19 protein-coding genes are annotated in these 16,078 nt (G+C 51.9%); all 19 read right to left on the bottom strand.

Annotated elements, in window-relative coordinates; genetic code table 11:
- Positions 1-10 precede the first annotated feature (10 nt).
- Positions 11-361: a hypothetical protein gene (locus BLS62_RS10970; RefSeq protein WP_093180511.1), complete on the bottom strand. Its 351-nt coding sequence runs from the start codon at positions 359-361 to the stop codon at positions 11-13.
- Entirely contained in the window at positions 358-1,698 is a 1,341-nt protein-coding gene (locus BLS62_RS10965; RefSeq protein ID WP_159436521.1) for a S49 family peptidase, read from the bottom strand. The genes BLS62_RS10970 and BLS62_RS10965 overlap by 4 nt, the downstream gene beginning before the upstream one ends.
- Positions 1,691-3,310 carry a phage portal protein gene (locus BLS62_RS10960; protein WP_093180506.1) on the bottom strand — a complete coding sequence of 540 codons (1,620 nt, stop codon included), beginning with the start codon at positions 3,308-3,310 and terminating at the stop codon, positions 1,691-1,693. The genes BLS62_RS10965 and BLS62_RS10960 overlap by 8 nt, the downstream gene beginning before the upstream one ends.
- 15 nt (positions 3,311-3,325) lie before the next feature.
- Positions 3,326-3,562, bottom strand: coding sequence for a gpW family head-tail joining protein (gene gpW / locus BLS62_RS10955; protein ID WP_093180503.1), 237 nt, complete (start codon positions 3,560-3,562; stop codon positions 3,326-3,328).
- 16 nt (positions 3,563-3,578) lie between these two features.
- Positions 3,579-5,606, bottom strand: coding sequence for a phage terminase large subunit family protein (locus BLS62_RS10950; RefSeq protein ID WP_093180500.1), 2,028 nt, complete (start codon positions 5,604-5,606; stop codon positions 3,579-3,581).
- Positions 5,518-6,297 carry a hypothetical protein gene (locus BLS62_RS10945; RefSeq protein WP_093180497.1) on the bottom strand — a complete coding sequence of 260 codons (780 nt, stop codon included), beginning with the start codon at positions 6,295-6,297 and terminating at the stop codon, positions 5,518-5,520. Before BLS62_RS10945 ends, BLS62_RS10950 begins: the two co-directional genes overlap by 89 nt.
- A 264-nt stretch (positions 6,298-6,561) precedes the next feature.
- Positions 6,562-7,125, bottom strand: coding sequence for a hypothetical protein (locus BLS62_RS10940; RefSeq protein ID WP_093180493.1), 564 nt, complete (start codon positions 7,123-7,125; stop codon positions 6,562-6,564).
- Positions 7,126-7,364: 239 nt separating this feature from the next.
- A complete protein-coding gene (locus BLS62_RS10935) occupies positions 7,365-8,093 on the bottom strand; it encodes a hypothetical protein (protein ID WP_093180490.1) in 729 nt (242 codons plus the stop codon).
- A 25-nt stretch (positions 8,094-8,118) separates the two neighbouring features.
- A complete protein-coding gene (locus BLS62_RS10930) occupies positions 8,119-8,532 on the bottom strand; it encodes a hypothetical protein (RefSeq protein WP_093180487.1) in 414 nt (137 codons plus the stop codon).
- Positions 8,525-9,193, bottom strand: a complete 669-nt coding sequence (locus tag BLS62_RS10925; RefSeq protein ID WP_093180484.1) for a hypothetical protein — start codon at positions 9,191-9,193, stop codon at positions 8,525-8,527. The genes BLS62_RS10930 and BLS62_RS10925 overlap by 8 nt, the downstream gene beginning before the upstream one ends.
- The gene (locus BLS62_RS10920) at positions 9,193-10,089 is read right to left on the bottom strand and encodes a helix-turn-helix domain-containing protein (protein ID WP_093180481.1); all 897 of its coding nucleotides are present in this window, start codon (positions 10,087-10,089) and stop codon (positions 9,193-9,195) included. The genes BLS62_RS10925 and BLS62_RS10920 overlap by 1 nt, the downstream gene beginning before the upstream one ends.
- 60 nt (positions 10,090-10,149) lie before the next feature.
- Positions 10,150-10,392 carry a hypothetical protein gene (locus tag BLS62_RS10915; protein ID WP_093180478.1) on the bottom strand — a complete coding sequence of 81 codons (243 nt, stop codon included), beginning with the start codon at positions 10,390-10,392 and terminating at the stop codon, positions 10,150-10,152.
- Positions 10,376-10,669, bottom strand: a complete 294-nt coding sequence (locus tag BLS62_RS10910; protein WP_093180475.1) for a hypothetical protein — start codon at positions 10,667-10,669, stop codon at positions 10,376-10,378. The genes BLS62_RS10915 and BLS62_RS10910 overlap by 17 nt, the downstream gene beginning before the upstream one ends.
- Complete coding sequence (locus BLS62_RS10905; RefSeq protein ID WP_093180472.1) at positions 10,656-11,456, bottom strand: MmcB family DNA repair protein; 801 nt, start codon at positions 11,454-11,456, stop codon at positions 10,656-10,658. The genes BLS62_RS10910 and BLS62_RS10905 overlap by 14 nt, the downstream gene beginning before the upstream one ends.
- The gene (locus tag BLS62_RS10900; protein WP_093180469.1) at positions 11,453-12,235 is read right to left on the bottom strand and encodes a hypothetical protein; all 783 of its coding nucleotides are present in this window, start codon (positions 12,233-12,235) and stop codon (positions 11,453-11,455) included. Before BLS62_RS10900 ends, BLS62_RS10905 begins: the two co-directional genes overlap by 4 nt.
- A gap of 109 nt (positions 12,236-12,344) precedes the next feature.
- The gene (locus tag BLS62_RS10895; protein WP_244283576.1) at positions 12,345-13,865 is read right to left on the bottom strand and encodes a DNA cytosine methyltransferase; all 1,521 of its coding nucleotides are present in this window, start codon (positions 13,863-13,865) and stop codon (positions 12,345-12,347) included.
- A complete protein-coding gene (locus BLS62_RS10890; protein ID WP_208990812.1) occupies positions 13,865-15,067 on the bottom strand; it encodes a DNA-methyltransferase in 1,203 nt (400 codons plus the stop codon). Before BLS62_RS10890 ends, BLS62_RS10895 begins: the two co-directional genes overlap by 1 nt.
- Complete coding sequence (locus tag BLS62_RS10885) at positions 15,064-15,582, bottom strand: hypothetical protein (RefSeq protein WP_093180467.1); 519 nt, start codon at positions 15,580-15,582, stop codon at positions 15,064-15,066. The genes BLS62_RS10890 and BLS62_RS10885 overlap by 4 nt, the downstream gene beginning before the upstream one ends.
- Complete coding sequence (locus BLS62_RS10880) at positions 15,582-16,073, bottom strand: hypothetical protein (protein ID WP_093180464.1); 492 nt, start codon at positions 16,071-16,073, stop codon at positions 15,582-15,584. Before BLS62_RS10880 ends, BLS62_RS10885 begins: the two co-directional genes overlap by 1 nt.
- Positions 16,074-16,078: the final 5 nt, after the last annotated feature.

Here is a 16,078-nt window from a genome sequence, read left to right as displayed (position 1 = left end):
AAAGGCCCCCTTAACGAACCTGCCAATTGCGAGCAAGAATGCCGTTGGTCCGAAGAGCATGCTTGACCGCATCCACATCCAGACCTCCAAATTTCATAGCTCCAAGATTGAAATCATCCCCGCCCACATAGACAGAAACACTCGTATCAACGCTGAGTTCAAGGTCGGTGGGCATAATGAAACCAGCCTTGGTCGCATCATCCAGCGGTTCCAAACGTTTGCCTGCTGCATCGTACTGAAGCACTTGGCCCCGCTCATAGGATCCAGCTTTCACCGCATAGGGCTGGCTTTTGATATTCCCACTGTGAAGATTATCAATTGGAGAGGCTGGGAGGGTTTGCGCACTTGCCTGGTGGTTCATGATTTTTTCCCATACATTTGCCCTGCAAAAGCAAGAAGGTTTGCGCCTTTGTCTTCTTCAGAAGACCCACCGGCACCGGGTTGGACATCCGGCGTATTTGCCTCCAGCTCCTGCTTGTGCTTGGCAAACTGAGCAGGACCAGCTCCTGTTCCCTCCTCTGTTTTTGGAGCCAGGGCCAAAGGAGCAACCGCCAGCATCGCTTTGGCTGCCTCGACCGACAATCCAGTTTGAATTGCGGCCATTGCCATGGTTTCGCGGCCCTTAGCCTCTTCCAGAGCGAGAATGGCAGAGCCGCGCTCCCGTTCCTGTTCAACACCCGCTTTCACACCTTCCGCATGAGCCTCTGTTTTAAGAGCCTCAAGTTCAGCAGTGCTCAGAGTGCGAGCATCATCATCAGATTGAGCCAAGGGCCCACCTGTTTTGCTCATCTTCATTTTTCCCTTTGAAATGCCGCTGCGCGACGAGATGTGAGAGGAAAGACACTCCAAAGCCTCTTCAAAGGTTCCGGTCGCATCCACAAGACCAAGTTCAACAGCCTTGTCACCTGTAAAGGTTCGCGCTTCAGTTCCCCGAACCGCGTCTTCGTTCAAGCCCCGCGCATCGGCAACGCTTGAAACAAATCTTTGATAAAAATCATCAACACTTTCTTGAAAACCAGCCTTGGCAGCATCGGAAAGCGGCGCATGTCTATGGCCATCCACTTTGTTGGCGCCGGCATGAATGAAGGTAAACTCGCGCCCTTCCATCTTGTCTTTGTCAGCTTCATTGAGATGCACGACAACAACGCCAATGGAACCACTTATGCCTGATGGGATGGAGATGATCTCCTGACACCCACACGCCAACGCGTATCCGGCAGAAGCTGCCATGCCATTCACATGAGCAATTATCGGTTTTTGCTCTGACAGTTTTCGAATGAGCGAAGTGGTTTCAAAAGCTCCAACAGCATCACCGCCCGGACTATTCAAATCCAGAAGAACGCCATCAACCTCATCATCGACCATGGCAGTGCGCATCAACGCACCAATACCTTCATAAGAAACCAACCCCGAAGAGGCATTCAGGTAAGCACCGCGGTTCACCAATGCGCCGCTGATTGTAATCACCGCCTTACGGTCAATGACTTCATAAGCTGACTTTTGATATTCCGATCCCGTAGAACCAAAAAAACGATCAGCTTGCGGGCCAATCGTTTTTTGAAGGTCTTCAACTGAAGGTGCATCAAGACCAATGCGCCCTCCCAGAACCGAAGTCAGCACTTGCGCCTTCGTCGGTTCCAGGAGCAAAGGCCTGTTCAACACGTCCCCGGCAAGGCGAGCAAGTAAGTTGCTACTCATTGTCTTTGTCCTCATCCGGATTTGTTTCCAGCAACTCGCTTTGTTTGCCCTGCAGGCGTGGATGAATAAGGCCTATGCGTTCGTGATCCTTAATCTCCTGCTCCAGCCTTTTCATTTGGTCTTCATAGTCTTTGCCAACCGCAGCCAACTCATCTTCCATTGTGACCAAGCCAGTCCCAAGACCAATCTCAGCAGCTTTTGCATCCTTCAGTGGGTCAGCAGATCCACGGCCAGGCCCCAGCCATCGCCCTTTGCAATACGCGCTTTTGTTTTTCCAAAAAGACACCGCATGGCGCGGTACAAAGATCTTGCCAGTGGCAATGCCTTCTTCAACCACCGCACAGAACCAGGGAGCAACAAAGCTTGAGATAAAGCCGCTCCGTTCCGAAGTGATCCCTCTCCAGACATTCAACATTGATCCTCTGAAGCCTGAATAGGAGAGCTTGGAATAATCACCTGTGAGCCATTCAACACTCACACCAAAAGCGCTTGCGATGTTGCGCAAGGCAGCCAACTCAAAGCTTTCATAATTACCCGATGGACGCGCCGGGTTTGTGAAGTTGATGGATTCACCAATTGCAAGCTGGCCTAGCCGTACCCCCGGTATTTCAATTGGATTTTGTGTTCGCTGCAGACTTCGATTGACTTCCATCGCATCAAGGAGCTGCTCAACTTTGGCTTTGCCATGATCCTCATCTTCAAGCAGCTCCCCAAGAATATTGTCAGGAGAATCCGACGTGACGAATGCAGCCAGAACAGCATTCAAGATTGCTGCATCCAATTCGACCTCATCAAACTTCCCAAGCTGCCGTAATTTCTTGGTAATGGGGGCCATGGGAGGGCGTCCCCTGATCTCCCCCACATCGCCACCTAAGAAGTGGTGAAGGACCCGGCGCGATCCGTCCTGATTAAACTTCTGGATCCGCTTGCTTGCATAGCGCTTGGAGTACGCTGTGCGATCATCAGGATGAGCCTCGCTAAAATTATAGGCGAGCGCCTCGCCGTCTTTCCCAAGTTCAAGGCCATCCCGAAAGTAAGGCGTGGGCATTTTCCCCATGGGTTGGCGTAAGCGATCACTATGAATAAGCTTAATGGCCGTATGGCTTTGCCCGCCGCGTTCGCGCCAGCATATGGTTGCAAGAGCCTCGCCCGATTGCAGCCAATGGCGCACAGCCAGCGCCATAAGACCAACCCCATCAAGGCGCATGGTGGCATCACAGCGGTGCTCAACATCATTCACATGGGCACGCCAGAAATCTTCTATGGCACTTGCAAGATCGACGGCTTCCTCCTCTGTAAGACCAAGCGCCAGGGCATCTGGTTTTGAGGAAAAATTAATCCCAGTACCAACAATACCATCCACTTTTTTGGTGATCGCAGAAGCGGCCCATGGATTATTCCGCGCCAGATCTTGAATACGCGGCATCATGTCAGGGCGGTCGGCAGAGAGGGCATCTTGTGGAGACGTACGCGGAGGCCTCCATCCTGTCAGAGATTGGTTTTTATTGGACGCAGCCTCAAATGCACGCCCGCCGCCCATACGTGCAGCTGGACGCACGGGTCCGATCTCATTGCCGAATACGTCAATGAGTTTGGCTTTGGTCGCAGCCATAAAACACCTCAAATTTTAGAAGGATATAGCTCTACTGCCTCTTCCCGATTTGGTAGGAAGTCCAAGTTCTTTTCGCAGGCTATTGATATAGTCCTGCAGACCCCGTTTATTGGCCGGCTTGAATTCAAGCTCGCGCCCACTACGGTCCCGCATACGCACTTCATTTTGCCCAAGGTTGAGCCGATGCAATGCATCCTCAGCCTCAGTGAGCCTGTGTTTTTGCAGGGCTCTGTCTTCCTCTGTCATAGTCATGACGAACCGCCTAGATTTAAGGGGATTTTGCCAATTTAGCTCGAAGAGCTGCTCGCTCAGCAATGAGGCGATCTCGCTCTGTCTGTTTGGCGTCAGTTTGCGCTGTTGAAGCAGCTTTGACAGGTGACCGGGTCTGGTCCGTCTCGTTTGTTTGAGATATCCGAGGTGCCGCCAATCCCAGAAGATCTTCAAGATCACCTTGCTGCTCTGGCGGAGGTGTTGTCAGCCTTTCCTCCAGGTCATCCCAGTCCGCATCGCTCATACGCCGAACGCCTGAATGAATAGCCACCCCGTCAGCGTAGTTCATCATATCCAGAACCTCGTTGCGATCGCGCTGCGGGACCCAAGCGTACTCTTTGCGCCCGGTTCTTTTATTCTTTTCTCCAACCCATGCTTCTGCTGTCAGCTGTTCATAAAACTCGTCTTCAAACCCGGAGGCAAACCCGACAAAACCACGCTCATCTGGATCTTTACAAGTTCGCAAGGCCCGATAAAGAGAGAGTTTCATTTTGGAAACGCCCAGGTTAAAGAACCAACCGTGCCAGGGCTTTCTCTTGCTCTTTCGGCCTTTGTGCGAGACCTCCTTGCCAGCGGCCTCGATCATGGGGACTTCGTGACCCTTTGCCCCGCGCACCATGATCACCTCAGACTTGCGAAGCTTGCCGGTTTTGATCCAGCCAAACACATCTTCAGTTGAGTAGTTGCCATCAATTCCGGTTTTCGTGATCGCAATGTCGTGGCCACAGGGATTGCGAAACCTCTTTTTCAACAACTGGCTGAGTTGAGTGCGCACGTTCTCCTCGCAGATGTGCCCATGAATGACCCCATGATCCACGGTAAAGGTTCGGTTTCGGCGGCCATAAGCGCGTGCCAACCACTCAACACGGTCCTCTTGCACGTCAATGCCGAGAAAAACCAAATAGAACCCGAAAGGAACACGCCCGCGCCGGTTGTCCGCCTCGTCAGCTTGTTTCTTGATGCTTTCCCAATCAGGGATGGAGCCTTCAACTTCCAGTGGTTCTCCTAGATCATCATTGAAGAACCGCTGCAGCTTTTCCGTGTCTCCTTGCGCTGCCAACCAACTGTCAGCAATACGTTCAAAGGAAGCCAGCGGAGAGTAAGCAGACCATAAAAAGAAACTGCGATGTTTGCGCAGCATCTTGGGATTATGTGCAACCCACCGCCCCTTTTTCATCATCTCGGCGCGGTGGTGTTCCTCGATCGGGAAACCGCAATCAACGCAATGGAACCGAGCTGTTGCGGTATTCTCCGTATCTATGCTGGATTTAAAATTCTCCCACTCCAGAACCTGCTCATGCTCGCATTGCGGGCACGGAACGTAATAGTGTTCCTGACTGCCAAGCTTAAAGCTGGAGGTGATCCTGCAACCGGGCCAAAGCAGCGGTGTGGAGTTCTTGAATATTTTGGCAAACAAAAATGACTGAGCGCGGCTTTCGGCTTGTCCTTCAGGATCACCTGCATCGTTGTTGATCCACTTAGCCAAGTCATCAAGAACAATGTTTTTCCGGCTCTCCATTGAAAGAGAAGCTCCGGAGTTGGCACCGGAAATGAGTAGGCTGGCTAAACCGTCTCTGCTGTCTTTACGAAGGATCGTATCAGTGGCTTCTTTGCTATTGCGCGGAAACTTTGCGCGAATGGTGGGAATATCGTTTGCAAGAGTTTCAAACTTGGATTTGGACCAACGCTTTGCATTCTCCAGCGTTGGCGTGATGTACATAAAATCACCCCCTTGCACATCCAGGGAGCCCATAGTCCAGATTAAAGCCAGGATCGTGCCACCAAGCTGAGCACTTTTTTTAAACGTGACAGTGCGGCACGGGTCTTCTGGCGAGAGCGCTTTTAGAATTTCATTGAAAAACGGGAAGACCTCGGGATTGTAGTACCCCGGAAAGTCACTGCGTTCAGGGCGAAAATACACATGCGTTTGTGCCCACTTAACATAATCCACCAGTGGAGGTGGTTTCGCCGCTTTTGCCGCTGCCTTCCCCAACTGGCGGCGTGGGTTGGCCAGGTATGTTGCCATGGTCACTCTCCACTAAGTCGACAGGATCCTCCAGTTCAGGCTGCAGTTCAGAGTCTTGCTCCAAACGCTTGTAAATGTTCTCCCGAACAGCTCTGAACGACCGCATTAATGTGTGTTGAACATCACGACTGGAGATTTCAAAATCTGAGGAAAGATCAGCTGCGAACTGCTTCAGACCCCCTTCAAAACTTCGCATGACCTGCGTCATGATGCGGCCCATCTCGGCATTTGCATCTTCGGTCAGGATATATTGGCCTCGGGTTACACGCCTTTGTTCGAGGGCATCCTCTTCCTCACGTTCAAGCTTGAGCCGTTTAAGCCGCTGGATCAAATCCGCGTCTTTTTCCTTCAAATCAAGAGAAGGCCCGCTCTCACTTGCTGGCTTTATGGTGTTGGCATTTCCCGTGAGCGGCATCTTTTGCTGTACTGGTGTAGCCCGCGGTGGCCCGACACCCGATCCCGGTTTCATTTCCTGCGTAAGATTGGTGTCCTTGCCATTTGCAAGGCTCTGTCCAACGTCACGCCTGCCGTAAATCAGGTCTTTAGCGAGATCAGCTTTGATCTTTGCGCTGCGACCTTCCCCCTCTAAAGCGTCAGCGGTAATTTTCCCTTCACCGATCCATTGCGACACGCGAGCCGGTGAAACACCTACCTCTTTGGCAAAGCCGCTTTTGCTCACAAGCCTTGTCATTGGCGCAACATCCTAAAGGTTCAATCTGGTCTCCAGCATGGCCGGTTTATTCATGCCCAATCACTTGTGCGCCTGGCATCAAATCGGCCCCGAGAAAGCTCAGGTTTCCACGACGTTCACTTAAGTCAGCTTTTAAGCCGCTCGCCTCTTTTAAGGCTATTTTTTAAGTGACTTAAGCGCAAACCCCAACGATGCAGCGGCCCCGTGTAGGAGGGAGAAGCGCCCAAAGGACCCAAAAGAATGCAGGACGCATTCACTCCCAGCTCAGCCGGCGACCGATGCCAACAGCCTGATGGCCCGGACCTCGATCGCCTGTGCCGCCGCATCAGCAGCAAGCTCGAGCGCATCAGAGTTGCCGCGCTCAACTTCGCGGTTAGGGTTCACACCCCACAGTTCTCTGACCATCTCTTTGTTGGGATTACTGTTCATCGGCACACCACGAATGCGCCGGAACACACCACGGTGCCCACTGCGCATAGTCGCGATGAATGTCCCGCGGTGCAGCCCCCAGCCGGGAGCAACCACACCTTCCGGCGTCTGTTTTAGGCCGCTTTGTTCTGCCAGACGAAACCACCCCGCATGAAACAGAGCAGAGCGACTGCTTCCACCAGCATTTACGAAGACAGTTCGCAGGTTGCGCCGGATCTTCGTTTTGGGGAGTTTGTAGTCGGACAGGTCGTCAGCCAACGCTTCAAGATAAGCATCACGCCCATCACGCAGAGCAGACTTAGCCAGCCGTGCCAGCCCTTTGGCTGAAACCTTGTCACCGGTAGCGTTCAATGCTCTGGCGAAGTTCTCTAGCTGCGCATCAATGTCATATTCAATCATATCAGCACCTCCAGTTGTTTTCCCCTCTGTGGCCTACCGCATCTCTTTGGCAGAGCCAAAGCCTTCAACCACTGAGGGGAAACCAAGCGCCCGCATTACTGGGCAAGATCATTGCTCTATCCTCCACAGGTGGACAAGGCGGAACTGCATTCATTTGCTCAATAAAAAACCGCCCTAAAGGATCATCCCTCAGTGCGGTTCTTGGCTCGCTGCTAAGTTGTCAAATCCTGTAGGTCAGATCAAGCCGTACGTTTCAAATAGTTAAAGCCAACGACAGCCCTATCAAACGTAGGTGATTGATAAGGCTTGAGTTTATGAGTTTTCAACAAGGGTAGAACATCTGCAATTATCTCCAATGAAGCACACCAAAAGTTGAAAGTCTCATGCAAAAACGCTTCCAAATCACTTTGATATCTTCGAACAGTCAACTCACAGGCCTGCCCTACTCGGCATCCGGGCCCATCATAATCATGGGGCTTTGCTAACTTGGTGCCTGGTTGCTCAAACAGCTCTTCTCCATCACACCAATAACTCATCGCAACACGCCCGGATCTATCCCGCTTCGCTTCCAGCCGCTTCCCATCCAGAACAGGTTTTTCAGGCCGGTCAAAGTGTGAAGCGTAGTAAATAAGCAGCCCCGCAGCATACGCACAATCTTCTGATTGTTCTGCAAATTCCAACACAACACCATGCACCGTTGCCGCGTCCGGATGAAGATCAACACATGAGCGCCCACCTCCATCAACAAACTTTCCCAAATCCAGCAGTTGTTCAAGCACGGCCATCGCGCTGCGTGTTTTCAAATACCGCGCTTCATCGTGATTGATATGGTCCTGATGGGCTTTCTGGTCCCCATAGGTCCATTCCAGCAGACTCACCAGATCAATCACTCTTACTGCATTGCGCTGCGCCTGTTCCTGCTTCACGCGTTCAAAATAGGCTGGGGTTGAGGTTATAGAATGTGCCATTTCGTTCTCCAACACTCAAACCAGTTCAAGCAGCAACCTGCAAAGACCCCATAAAATCCTGAAGCTTTCGCACACGCTGTGTTCTTGCCTCAATCACTTCTGGCACAAATAGAGCAAAGTAAGCCTCTTCCAGCCCTTCCCGAGCCTTTGTGATGACCAACTGTTTGCTGCCACTTGGGAATTCTTTGGCGAGCGTTTCCAAACAGTCGCTCTGGACAAAGGCAAAAACGCAAAGCGCGCAGTCATACCCCATCAGCAAAGCCAAATCATTCAGCTTTGCAGATGTTTTAGGCGTGGAAACCACCATCCAATCCCGCTGTTCATCCAATTCAGCGTTCAGCCCGTGCAACATCAAAGCGATTTGTTTAGCTGCTCTTAATTGCTCATCTGAAAACATCACGGCACCATAAATCTCAATAGTTTTTGCAACATCAAACATGGTGGGCTCCTTCATTCGTATCGGTCTTAAGCACGTTCTGGGCAATCATCGTGGCAAACCGTTCACGACGCGCCGTAAATGCATTCAACATAATTTTCACCGGATGATTATCAGGCAACACCCGCCCCGAAACATCACGTCCAAACAGCCCATTAAGAGCGGCTTGTTCCTGTTTGTGAAGCCGTTGGCTTCGTGCAATCGCGGCAACAATCAAGCCTTCACACTCACAAACATCGGGCATGCGGTGGTTCCGTTTGATGAAATCAATCAGATCTCCTTGCCAGTCGCCATTGCACGCCCTGAGCCCAAGATTCATATCTTCAGCAACCAAAATGCGCACAGCAGCATCTTCCGGCAGGCCAACAGCTGCTTTGTTCAAAACCCGGTCACGTTTGGTGCGGGTATAGGTTTCGCGGGCTGTTTCCTCGCAAGCTTCAACGCATTTTGGCGGCAATGGCCACGTTTGAGAGGCTGCTTTTCTAAAAACCCGATCGGAAGCGCCGCGCAGAATCCTTTCATCAAAACCAGATAACCGCGTGCATAGGTCCGCAAAATATTCCTTATCGGAAGCCCCCGGTGTTCGGCTAAAAGTACCCCGCAGCGGCGCCACAAAAAACTGAAGCACCGGATGCGTTGAGGTTTGAGCGGCTGCAGCTCCCATCAGACACCTCCTGCTGCAAATTCAGCGCTCAGTTCATCAATCGCATTGCTGCAACTCCTGCGAGATGCCTCCAGTTCCCGCGCTCGCTTGACCTTGGCTTGGCCGCCATCCTTCACGAAACGAGGGTTTATCTCTGCAATTTCTGTTCTTGATTTTCTGGCAGAGATGATTGCCTGAGTGAAATAATTCAAGCTGCGCGGCAGGACCGGCGCTCGCTCCAGCACCATGGCAATCGCAGGTTTCACGTCCCTTTCAAGGTCGCAACCAACCGTAAACCATCCCATAATCGGGTTCGTTCCACCAGACATGCGGGCCACGTCCAACTCTGGTTTTAGTTCTGCAATGGCACTTACAACCGCATTTGTGTAGCGTTTAAGCGGCGTGTCTTCTTGCCGTTTTGCATGAGAGGGAAAACGAGCATTTCGCATATTCGCCCCACTCGCAGCCGCTTTGTCATCATCTTTAATCGTTATTATAGTTTCGTTATTATAGGTGTCCGCCTGAGTGGACAGCCCCCGTCCGTTTTCGCATCTCTTTTCTTCTCTGCGTTGCGCTTCTTCTTCCAAGTCCGGCTCAAATAAATCGGCCTGATCTGCCGTGAGCAGGTCCTTATTGATTACTCGATAGATGAACGAACAGCTGCCGCCATCCTTGCGTTTACCACCCTCACGCTCCAACCAGCCGGCCTTTATCAGCTTTTGGATTGCCCTATGCACAGTGGTACGCCCAATACGTAATAGCTTTGCAATCTTGACCTGAGAACGGTAGCAAATGCTGTACTCATTTGTGGAACTGCACAAGACACCCATCACCTGCAAGTCTCGCGGTGAAAGGTCTGGATCAGCAAAGATTCCAATCGGCATGTAAGACCACTTACGTTTCTTTTTAGCTGTCATAACAAGCTCCCGAAAAATCTAATAAGAAAGGTATTTGGGGGAAATGGAGAGGAACCTGCGTCAAACCAGCCTCCCTTGTTTTGGTGGCAAAGGCGGCGGCGGTGTACGTTTTGCAGCATTCACATCGCGCTCGTAAAGCTTTGCATGAGCGGGGCAGAACCACAGTTGGCTAAGCTTACCAGCCTCATTGACCTTGTAGCCGCGTGAACCCCACCGGGCGCATTCCTCAGCCATGCAGAGGTGGTTGCTATGTCCGCTCTGCGTAATCCGTGGAGCTTTGCTGCGATCAATTTTGAGGGGCATCCTTCACCCCGCTCTTGTTCGAGGCTTCTTCTAAAACCCGTCTTGCTTGGTTTACCTTCGCCAACGCCTCAGAAACCGGAGGATTAAGCGTCGCAAATAGTGCTCGCAAATCCTGCTCATAAGGCCGCATATTAGCCTCTCCAAGTTCAGCATAAAAAACCTTCAAAAAAGCCTCAATGCCATAGCCAGTCATAGCGTCCAGGGCGCGCAATTCACACTCACCAAAAGTGATGATTGCTTTTGCCTCAACTGTGGCCACTGCCTTAAACTGTGCCATCAACAGCCTCCCCATTTTTAAGGTTGGTCAGATGATCACCCAGCACTCCGTTCAAAGCAGAACAGGTACTCATCACCATGGCCAAATCCTTATGAATCCGACCAATCCCGGAATAAGTTTGCGACACACCCAAGGCATGAACAGCAGCAACAGCTGTCAGGAAATTTTCGTCATGGACAAGACGCGAGGCATCCTGCCCAAGAGTTTGAGAGAGATTGGAAAATAACTGCTCAAACTGCTCAACTTTCCGGCTGTCATACCCTTGTCGCCGCTCAAGCTCCGCATTGACCTGCTGTGCGTGTTTTTCTTTGACCTTCAGCACTCGGTTACGCACCAATGCCTCAAGTTCAACTTCCGCTGATTTTGCAGATGACCGGCACAGGCTCGCGAAAAACTCGCGGGAGAGCTCTACCGGGTTTTTATTTCGCTGAGGCTGCTTTTTAATCCGAACAGAGCCGCTGTCAGAGACCTCCAACACACCCCAGCTCTCCGGTAATTCCTCATCCTTGGTCAGCCCCTTTGGCGTGGCCAGAATGAACGTATCGCAGTATTGGGAAATGGCTTCTGCTTTTGACGGATCTTTCAGCTCATTCCGCAAATCCGCCTTGCTGACTTTGACTTCAAACCCACGTATTTCAAACCCGCCAGACTCCCACATATTGACTGCGATTGCATCTGCACGGCGACGAGAGGCGAACCCCAAGCCCTCAACAACTTCGGTAAAAAGCGCCCATTTGGGTTGGCAATACGTGGTGCGCAAAGCCGCGATAACATCCTCAGACTTCATCGTTCGCTCTCCCACAAACCAGTTGTAAAGGCGGTCTCAGCTGCGTTCAAATCCCAGGCGTGGTCATGCGAGCCATACTCACATCCACACTCATGCAGGAAGTCCGCAAGGCACCGCTCGGCATAGTCTTTTGCCTGGTCACTGCTTTGCCCCTGCGTGATGGCAAGGCGCTCGATCTCGGTAAGGAATTGCGGCTGGGTCAGCTCTCCTTCCTCCCAGAGCTTTGCTCTGTAAATCGGGCTTGCGTACAAGCGCTGCATGAACTCCTTTGCGGACTGCTTTTCCGTCCAATATGCTAGGAAGATCTTCGGTTTACGGAAATTGTCCTGAGGGAAGAGCCAGCGCTGCTCTTCAAGCAACAAGTCTTTATCAACGGACTTCACCAGAGCCTGCTGCGAAGTATAACAAAGACTTGGCAATCCAGCGGCATCATGGATCGCCATATCGTGCCTTACCTTCAAATGCTCAAGTGCAACATCAACCTGCCCACCACCAGGAAGCGCGCAAAGAGCCTCCTTTACCGGCGTAATAATATCTCCGATGTAAGCCTCATGGGCATCATGCAACAAAGCCAACAGACGGAGTTGAGGATCATTCTCCTCACACACATGATCATGCGCCATGCAGCAATGCTGAGCCACAGAATACCGCATTTTCGTATGACCATTAAAGCGAGGAATATGGGCCAGCACCTCAGCGATCTCCCAAAAGCTCACTAAGTTTGCTTGCGGGTCCAGGAGGTCCCATGTTCGGCCATATCGAGTTGTAACAGTCGTCATGCAGCACCGCCTTTCACGTTGGGAAATGCCCACACAGCCGCGACACAAGCAACAACGGGGCTCCATGTCTCGCCATTAAATCCGGCAGGATGGGCCCATTCAATTTTGGTCATGCGGCTACCTCAAATACTTTCAGTTCCGGCAAATTAACTTCAACAATGGCCTTGGCAACGGGTGGGCAAACGCTGTTGCCGCATTTTGCGGTCTGTTCCGTTTTCGGGAATGGCTTACCCTTGTAATCAAAGTCGATGCAGTAGCTTTCAGGAAAACCTTGCGCCCGATAAAGCTCAGCAGGTGCAAGCATCCGCATGCCAATATCTGTAATGACATAGGGCTCGCCGCCAACCTCAATGCTCACAAGTCCGTGGCGATCTTTGGTGGTCACAGCCCCAAGCGGCGCATCAACAGCCTGCCCAACGCTCGATCCGTAGTAAGAGGTTAAAAACGCCCTCACCTCACCCGCATGGTTTCCACCAGCTGTAAGTGTCGGCATCGGCTCTGTAACTGCTTGCCCATGCCTGCAGGTCCCGCGCAGCTTAATCAGGTGGCTGGTGACAATCGTTTGCTGTGTTGCCCTTGCGGTGATTGTCGAAAGCGGCGCATCAGCAGCCCGGCCCACAACATCAAAATTGTGCTGAGCCAAAAAGGCAGCAACAAGAGCCGATTTCCCCCCTCCATCCGCTGTGATTGTCCCTAAAGGGTCAGCAACAGAGGCACCTCTTGAGTTACCGAACTGTCGATCAAGGCAAGGCACGACAAGCGCCCTGCACCCACCCTTTTCAGTTTTAATCGTGCTGAATGGCTTGGTAAGGGGCTCAAGGCTCCCACCATGGCTCATATTGAGAATGAAGGGTTCAGGAGCATCCAAAACAAATTTTTTGATACCCGCAGCAATGCGGCGCATTGTGTTCTCAACCAGTGGGCGTTTACGCTCAAAAATTGAGGGGCAAGGAAGAGACCAGTCAATGCAATCAGCCGCTGTTTTCCATGGCAACAGCTCACCGCATAAAACAGCCTCACTCCTCGGATTCCCATGGGTGGGGTCAGGCCAGCGAATAGTTTTGCGATCGCGCCTGGCAACCATAAACAGGCGTTTGCGGATGGTTGGAACCCCATAATCACAAGCTTTCAACTCACGAAATTCCATTTTGTAGCCAAGCTTACCCAGAGCTATTTTCCAGGCTTCAAAATCCTCCCATCCTTTAAACTCAGGTACATTTTCAAGGATGATGATGCGCGGTCGTTTACTACCAAGCTTTTGACTGAAATTCACCACAGACCAGGCCAGCATCCGAACCGAACTGGAGGTTGGTTTCCCACCCCGCGCCCGTGAAAAATGCCTGCAATCCGGCGAGGCCCATAGCAACCCCACAGGGCGACCGCCCGTATATGCTGCCAAGTCCACATCCCACACGCTTTCTGGTAGATGGATTGTATCGGGATGGTTCTGCGCATGCATAGCAAGCGCGGCCTCACAGTGGTTTATGGCAATGTCAGGAGACCGCCCCAATGTCATTTCAATCCCGGTAGACGCACCGCCGCCACCGGCAAAGGCATCAATGATAAGCTCTGAATGAGCCCCTAGCGGAGGCATGGGAATATCCAGTCCGGGCAGTAATTGAGTTTCCATTACACGACAGCTCCCTCAAACAAAGGACCCATGTTTAGGTCTGGAGTTACTACCGCCCGCTTACGTTCATCTGGCCCCATCCAATCTTGTTGAATGCGCTCCTGCGCGATCTCCGCGTATTCTGGGTTCAACTCGATCAAAGTAGGCTCACATCCCATTCGAAGAGCGACCAAAGCAGTCGTACCTGCCCCGCCAAATGGATCAAGAACTTTCCCGCCTTTGGGGCAACCAGCGCTCAGACAACGTTCAACAAGCTCTGGTGGAAATGTCGCAAAGTGAGCGCCAGAGAACGGGCGTGTTGCCATATTCCAAACTTCAGGCTGGGCAGGCTCATAATTGCGCAAATTGCGGCCGTTTGCCTGCTGTTCCTCTTTTGTCATTTGATCCCAGCCTTTTGCAAAACCAGCGTGCGGCCGTTTGTGCCCACGCTGTCCTGTAATGACTGCTTTATTGCCAACTGATTTGCGCTTGCCCGTGTCTCCACTTACATATGAACCACCTCGGAACTCACGTGCATCTTCATTACTTACCCGCCCCTGACGAACTTCCTGAGCGTTGTAAAAATAACGGGCGGATTTGGTGATAAGCCAGATCTTCTCGTGTGCATTCGCCGGACGGTCCCGAATACTTTCAGGCATTGGGTTCGGCTTAGCCCAGATGATTTCGGAACGAACCCACCAACCTGCATCCTGCAAGGCGATAGCCAATCGATTGGGCACCATGCAAAGGTCTTTGGGTTTTAGATAACCACCGGACACAATCCTGCCTGAATGATTTGAGCCCTCGTTTCTGGATTGCTTGCAGTCACCACCTCTGCGGTCTTTGGGCTCTCTATCTGGATCAAAGACAGGACCAATTGTCGAGAACGGCTTTTGAGTGAAAGTTCGATCATCCTTACCGGTTCTCACCCTTCCTGAATTATCAGCTTTATGACCCGCTGGGGTGGTGGCGTAACAGTCACCGTAATTGATCCAGCAGGTGCCTTCTGGTTTCAACACACGGCGGACTTCCTCAAATACCTGCACCATCTTATCAAGGTGCTCTGCAAGAGTGGGCTCAAGCCCAATCTGACCATTGACCCCATAGTCCCGCAGCCCCCAATAAGGAGGAGAGGTAACAACACAATCGAAATGATCTTTAGGGAGACCGCACAATACATCCAGCGCATCGCCAACCAGAATTTCAAAAGCCCTCATACTCATGCCACAGCCCTCCGAGCGTTCGACAGCTCTTTGGGGCGGGGAGCGCCCATCTTCTCGCAGTAGTGCTTTATTGCGTTTACGACCCCATCAACGCTGACACCCGCCGCTTGCGAAATGGCGTCATAATTCCATCTAAACCGGCAACTCAACCCATAAAAAAAACAGCCCCGCGCAAAAATATCGGCAGCGCCCTGCCCTTTGGCGGTAAACAGCTTGCTCACATGCACATTGCAACTCTTGGCTACATCCAACGCGAACACCTGCATGCAGTCTTCCAGAGCGCTCAACAGCCTCAACTGCGGGCTGGTGGCAGTGCCAACTGCTTTTACCGGATGGAGCGGACGACCGTCTTTCATTGGCACACCAGAAAGCTTTACGTGTTCGCTCTTTTCAGTACCCACAACCTCCGCGACCTCTTCCAGAGAGACGCCGAAGATCTGTGTGATACGCCGATGGCTCATACGGCGCTGGTCATGAATTTTAATTTTCCGGCGGATGCTTGGAGAATAGATCATCAGGTGGGCTCCCGTTCTATAACTTCACAGGTTTTATCCAGCCTCACAGCAACGCTGATCAGCTCTGCAAGTTCACGGCGTAAATGATGGTGCTTCACTTCATCCGCAGTGATTTTGCCATCGTCTTGCAAACACTCCGCAACACGAGAAATGACGTCAGAAAATTCTTTTGAAAGCTGCCCCACATTTCCCACCCAATCGGGTTCAGCAGCTTCTCGCGGCAATTCCACCAGCGCATACCCACTCATACGGGCCAAAACACGGGTTAAGATCGGGTCCGCAGCCTCGTGCTCCAGATCAGCAATAACGTCCACCGGCATAGCTTCTTCACTCTGCTGTTGGCCGTAGCGAGAAAGCTGACTGGGAGAAACGCGGGTGCAAAGACTCGACGCTTCCACGCCCCCATTCTTCTTCACCAACTCTTTGGAATAGGCGAAAAGGCGGGAATAGTCGGCGCCCCGCAGGGGGCGTATGGTTTGTGCGCGAGACATGCAAA

Origin of the sequence: Pseudovibrio sp. Tun.PSC04-5.I4, assembly GCF_900104145.1 — a bacterium.
In the GTDB taxonomy this organism is placed as follows: Bacteria; Pseudomonadota; Alphaproteobacteria; order Rhizobiales; family Stappiaceae; genus Pseudovibrio.
This window is presented reverse-complemented; position numbering and strand designations above follow the sequence as displayed.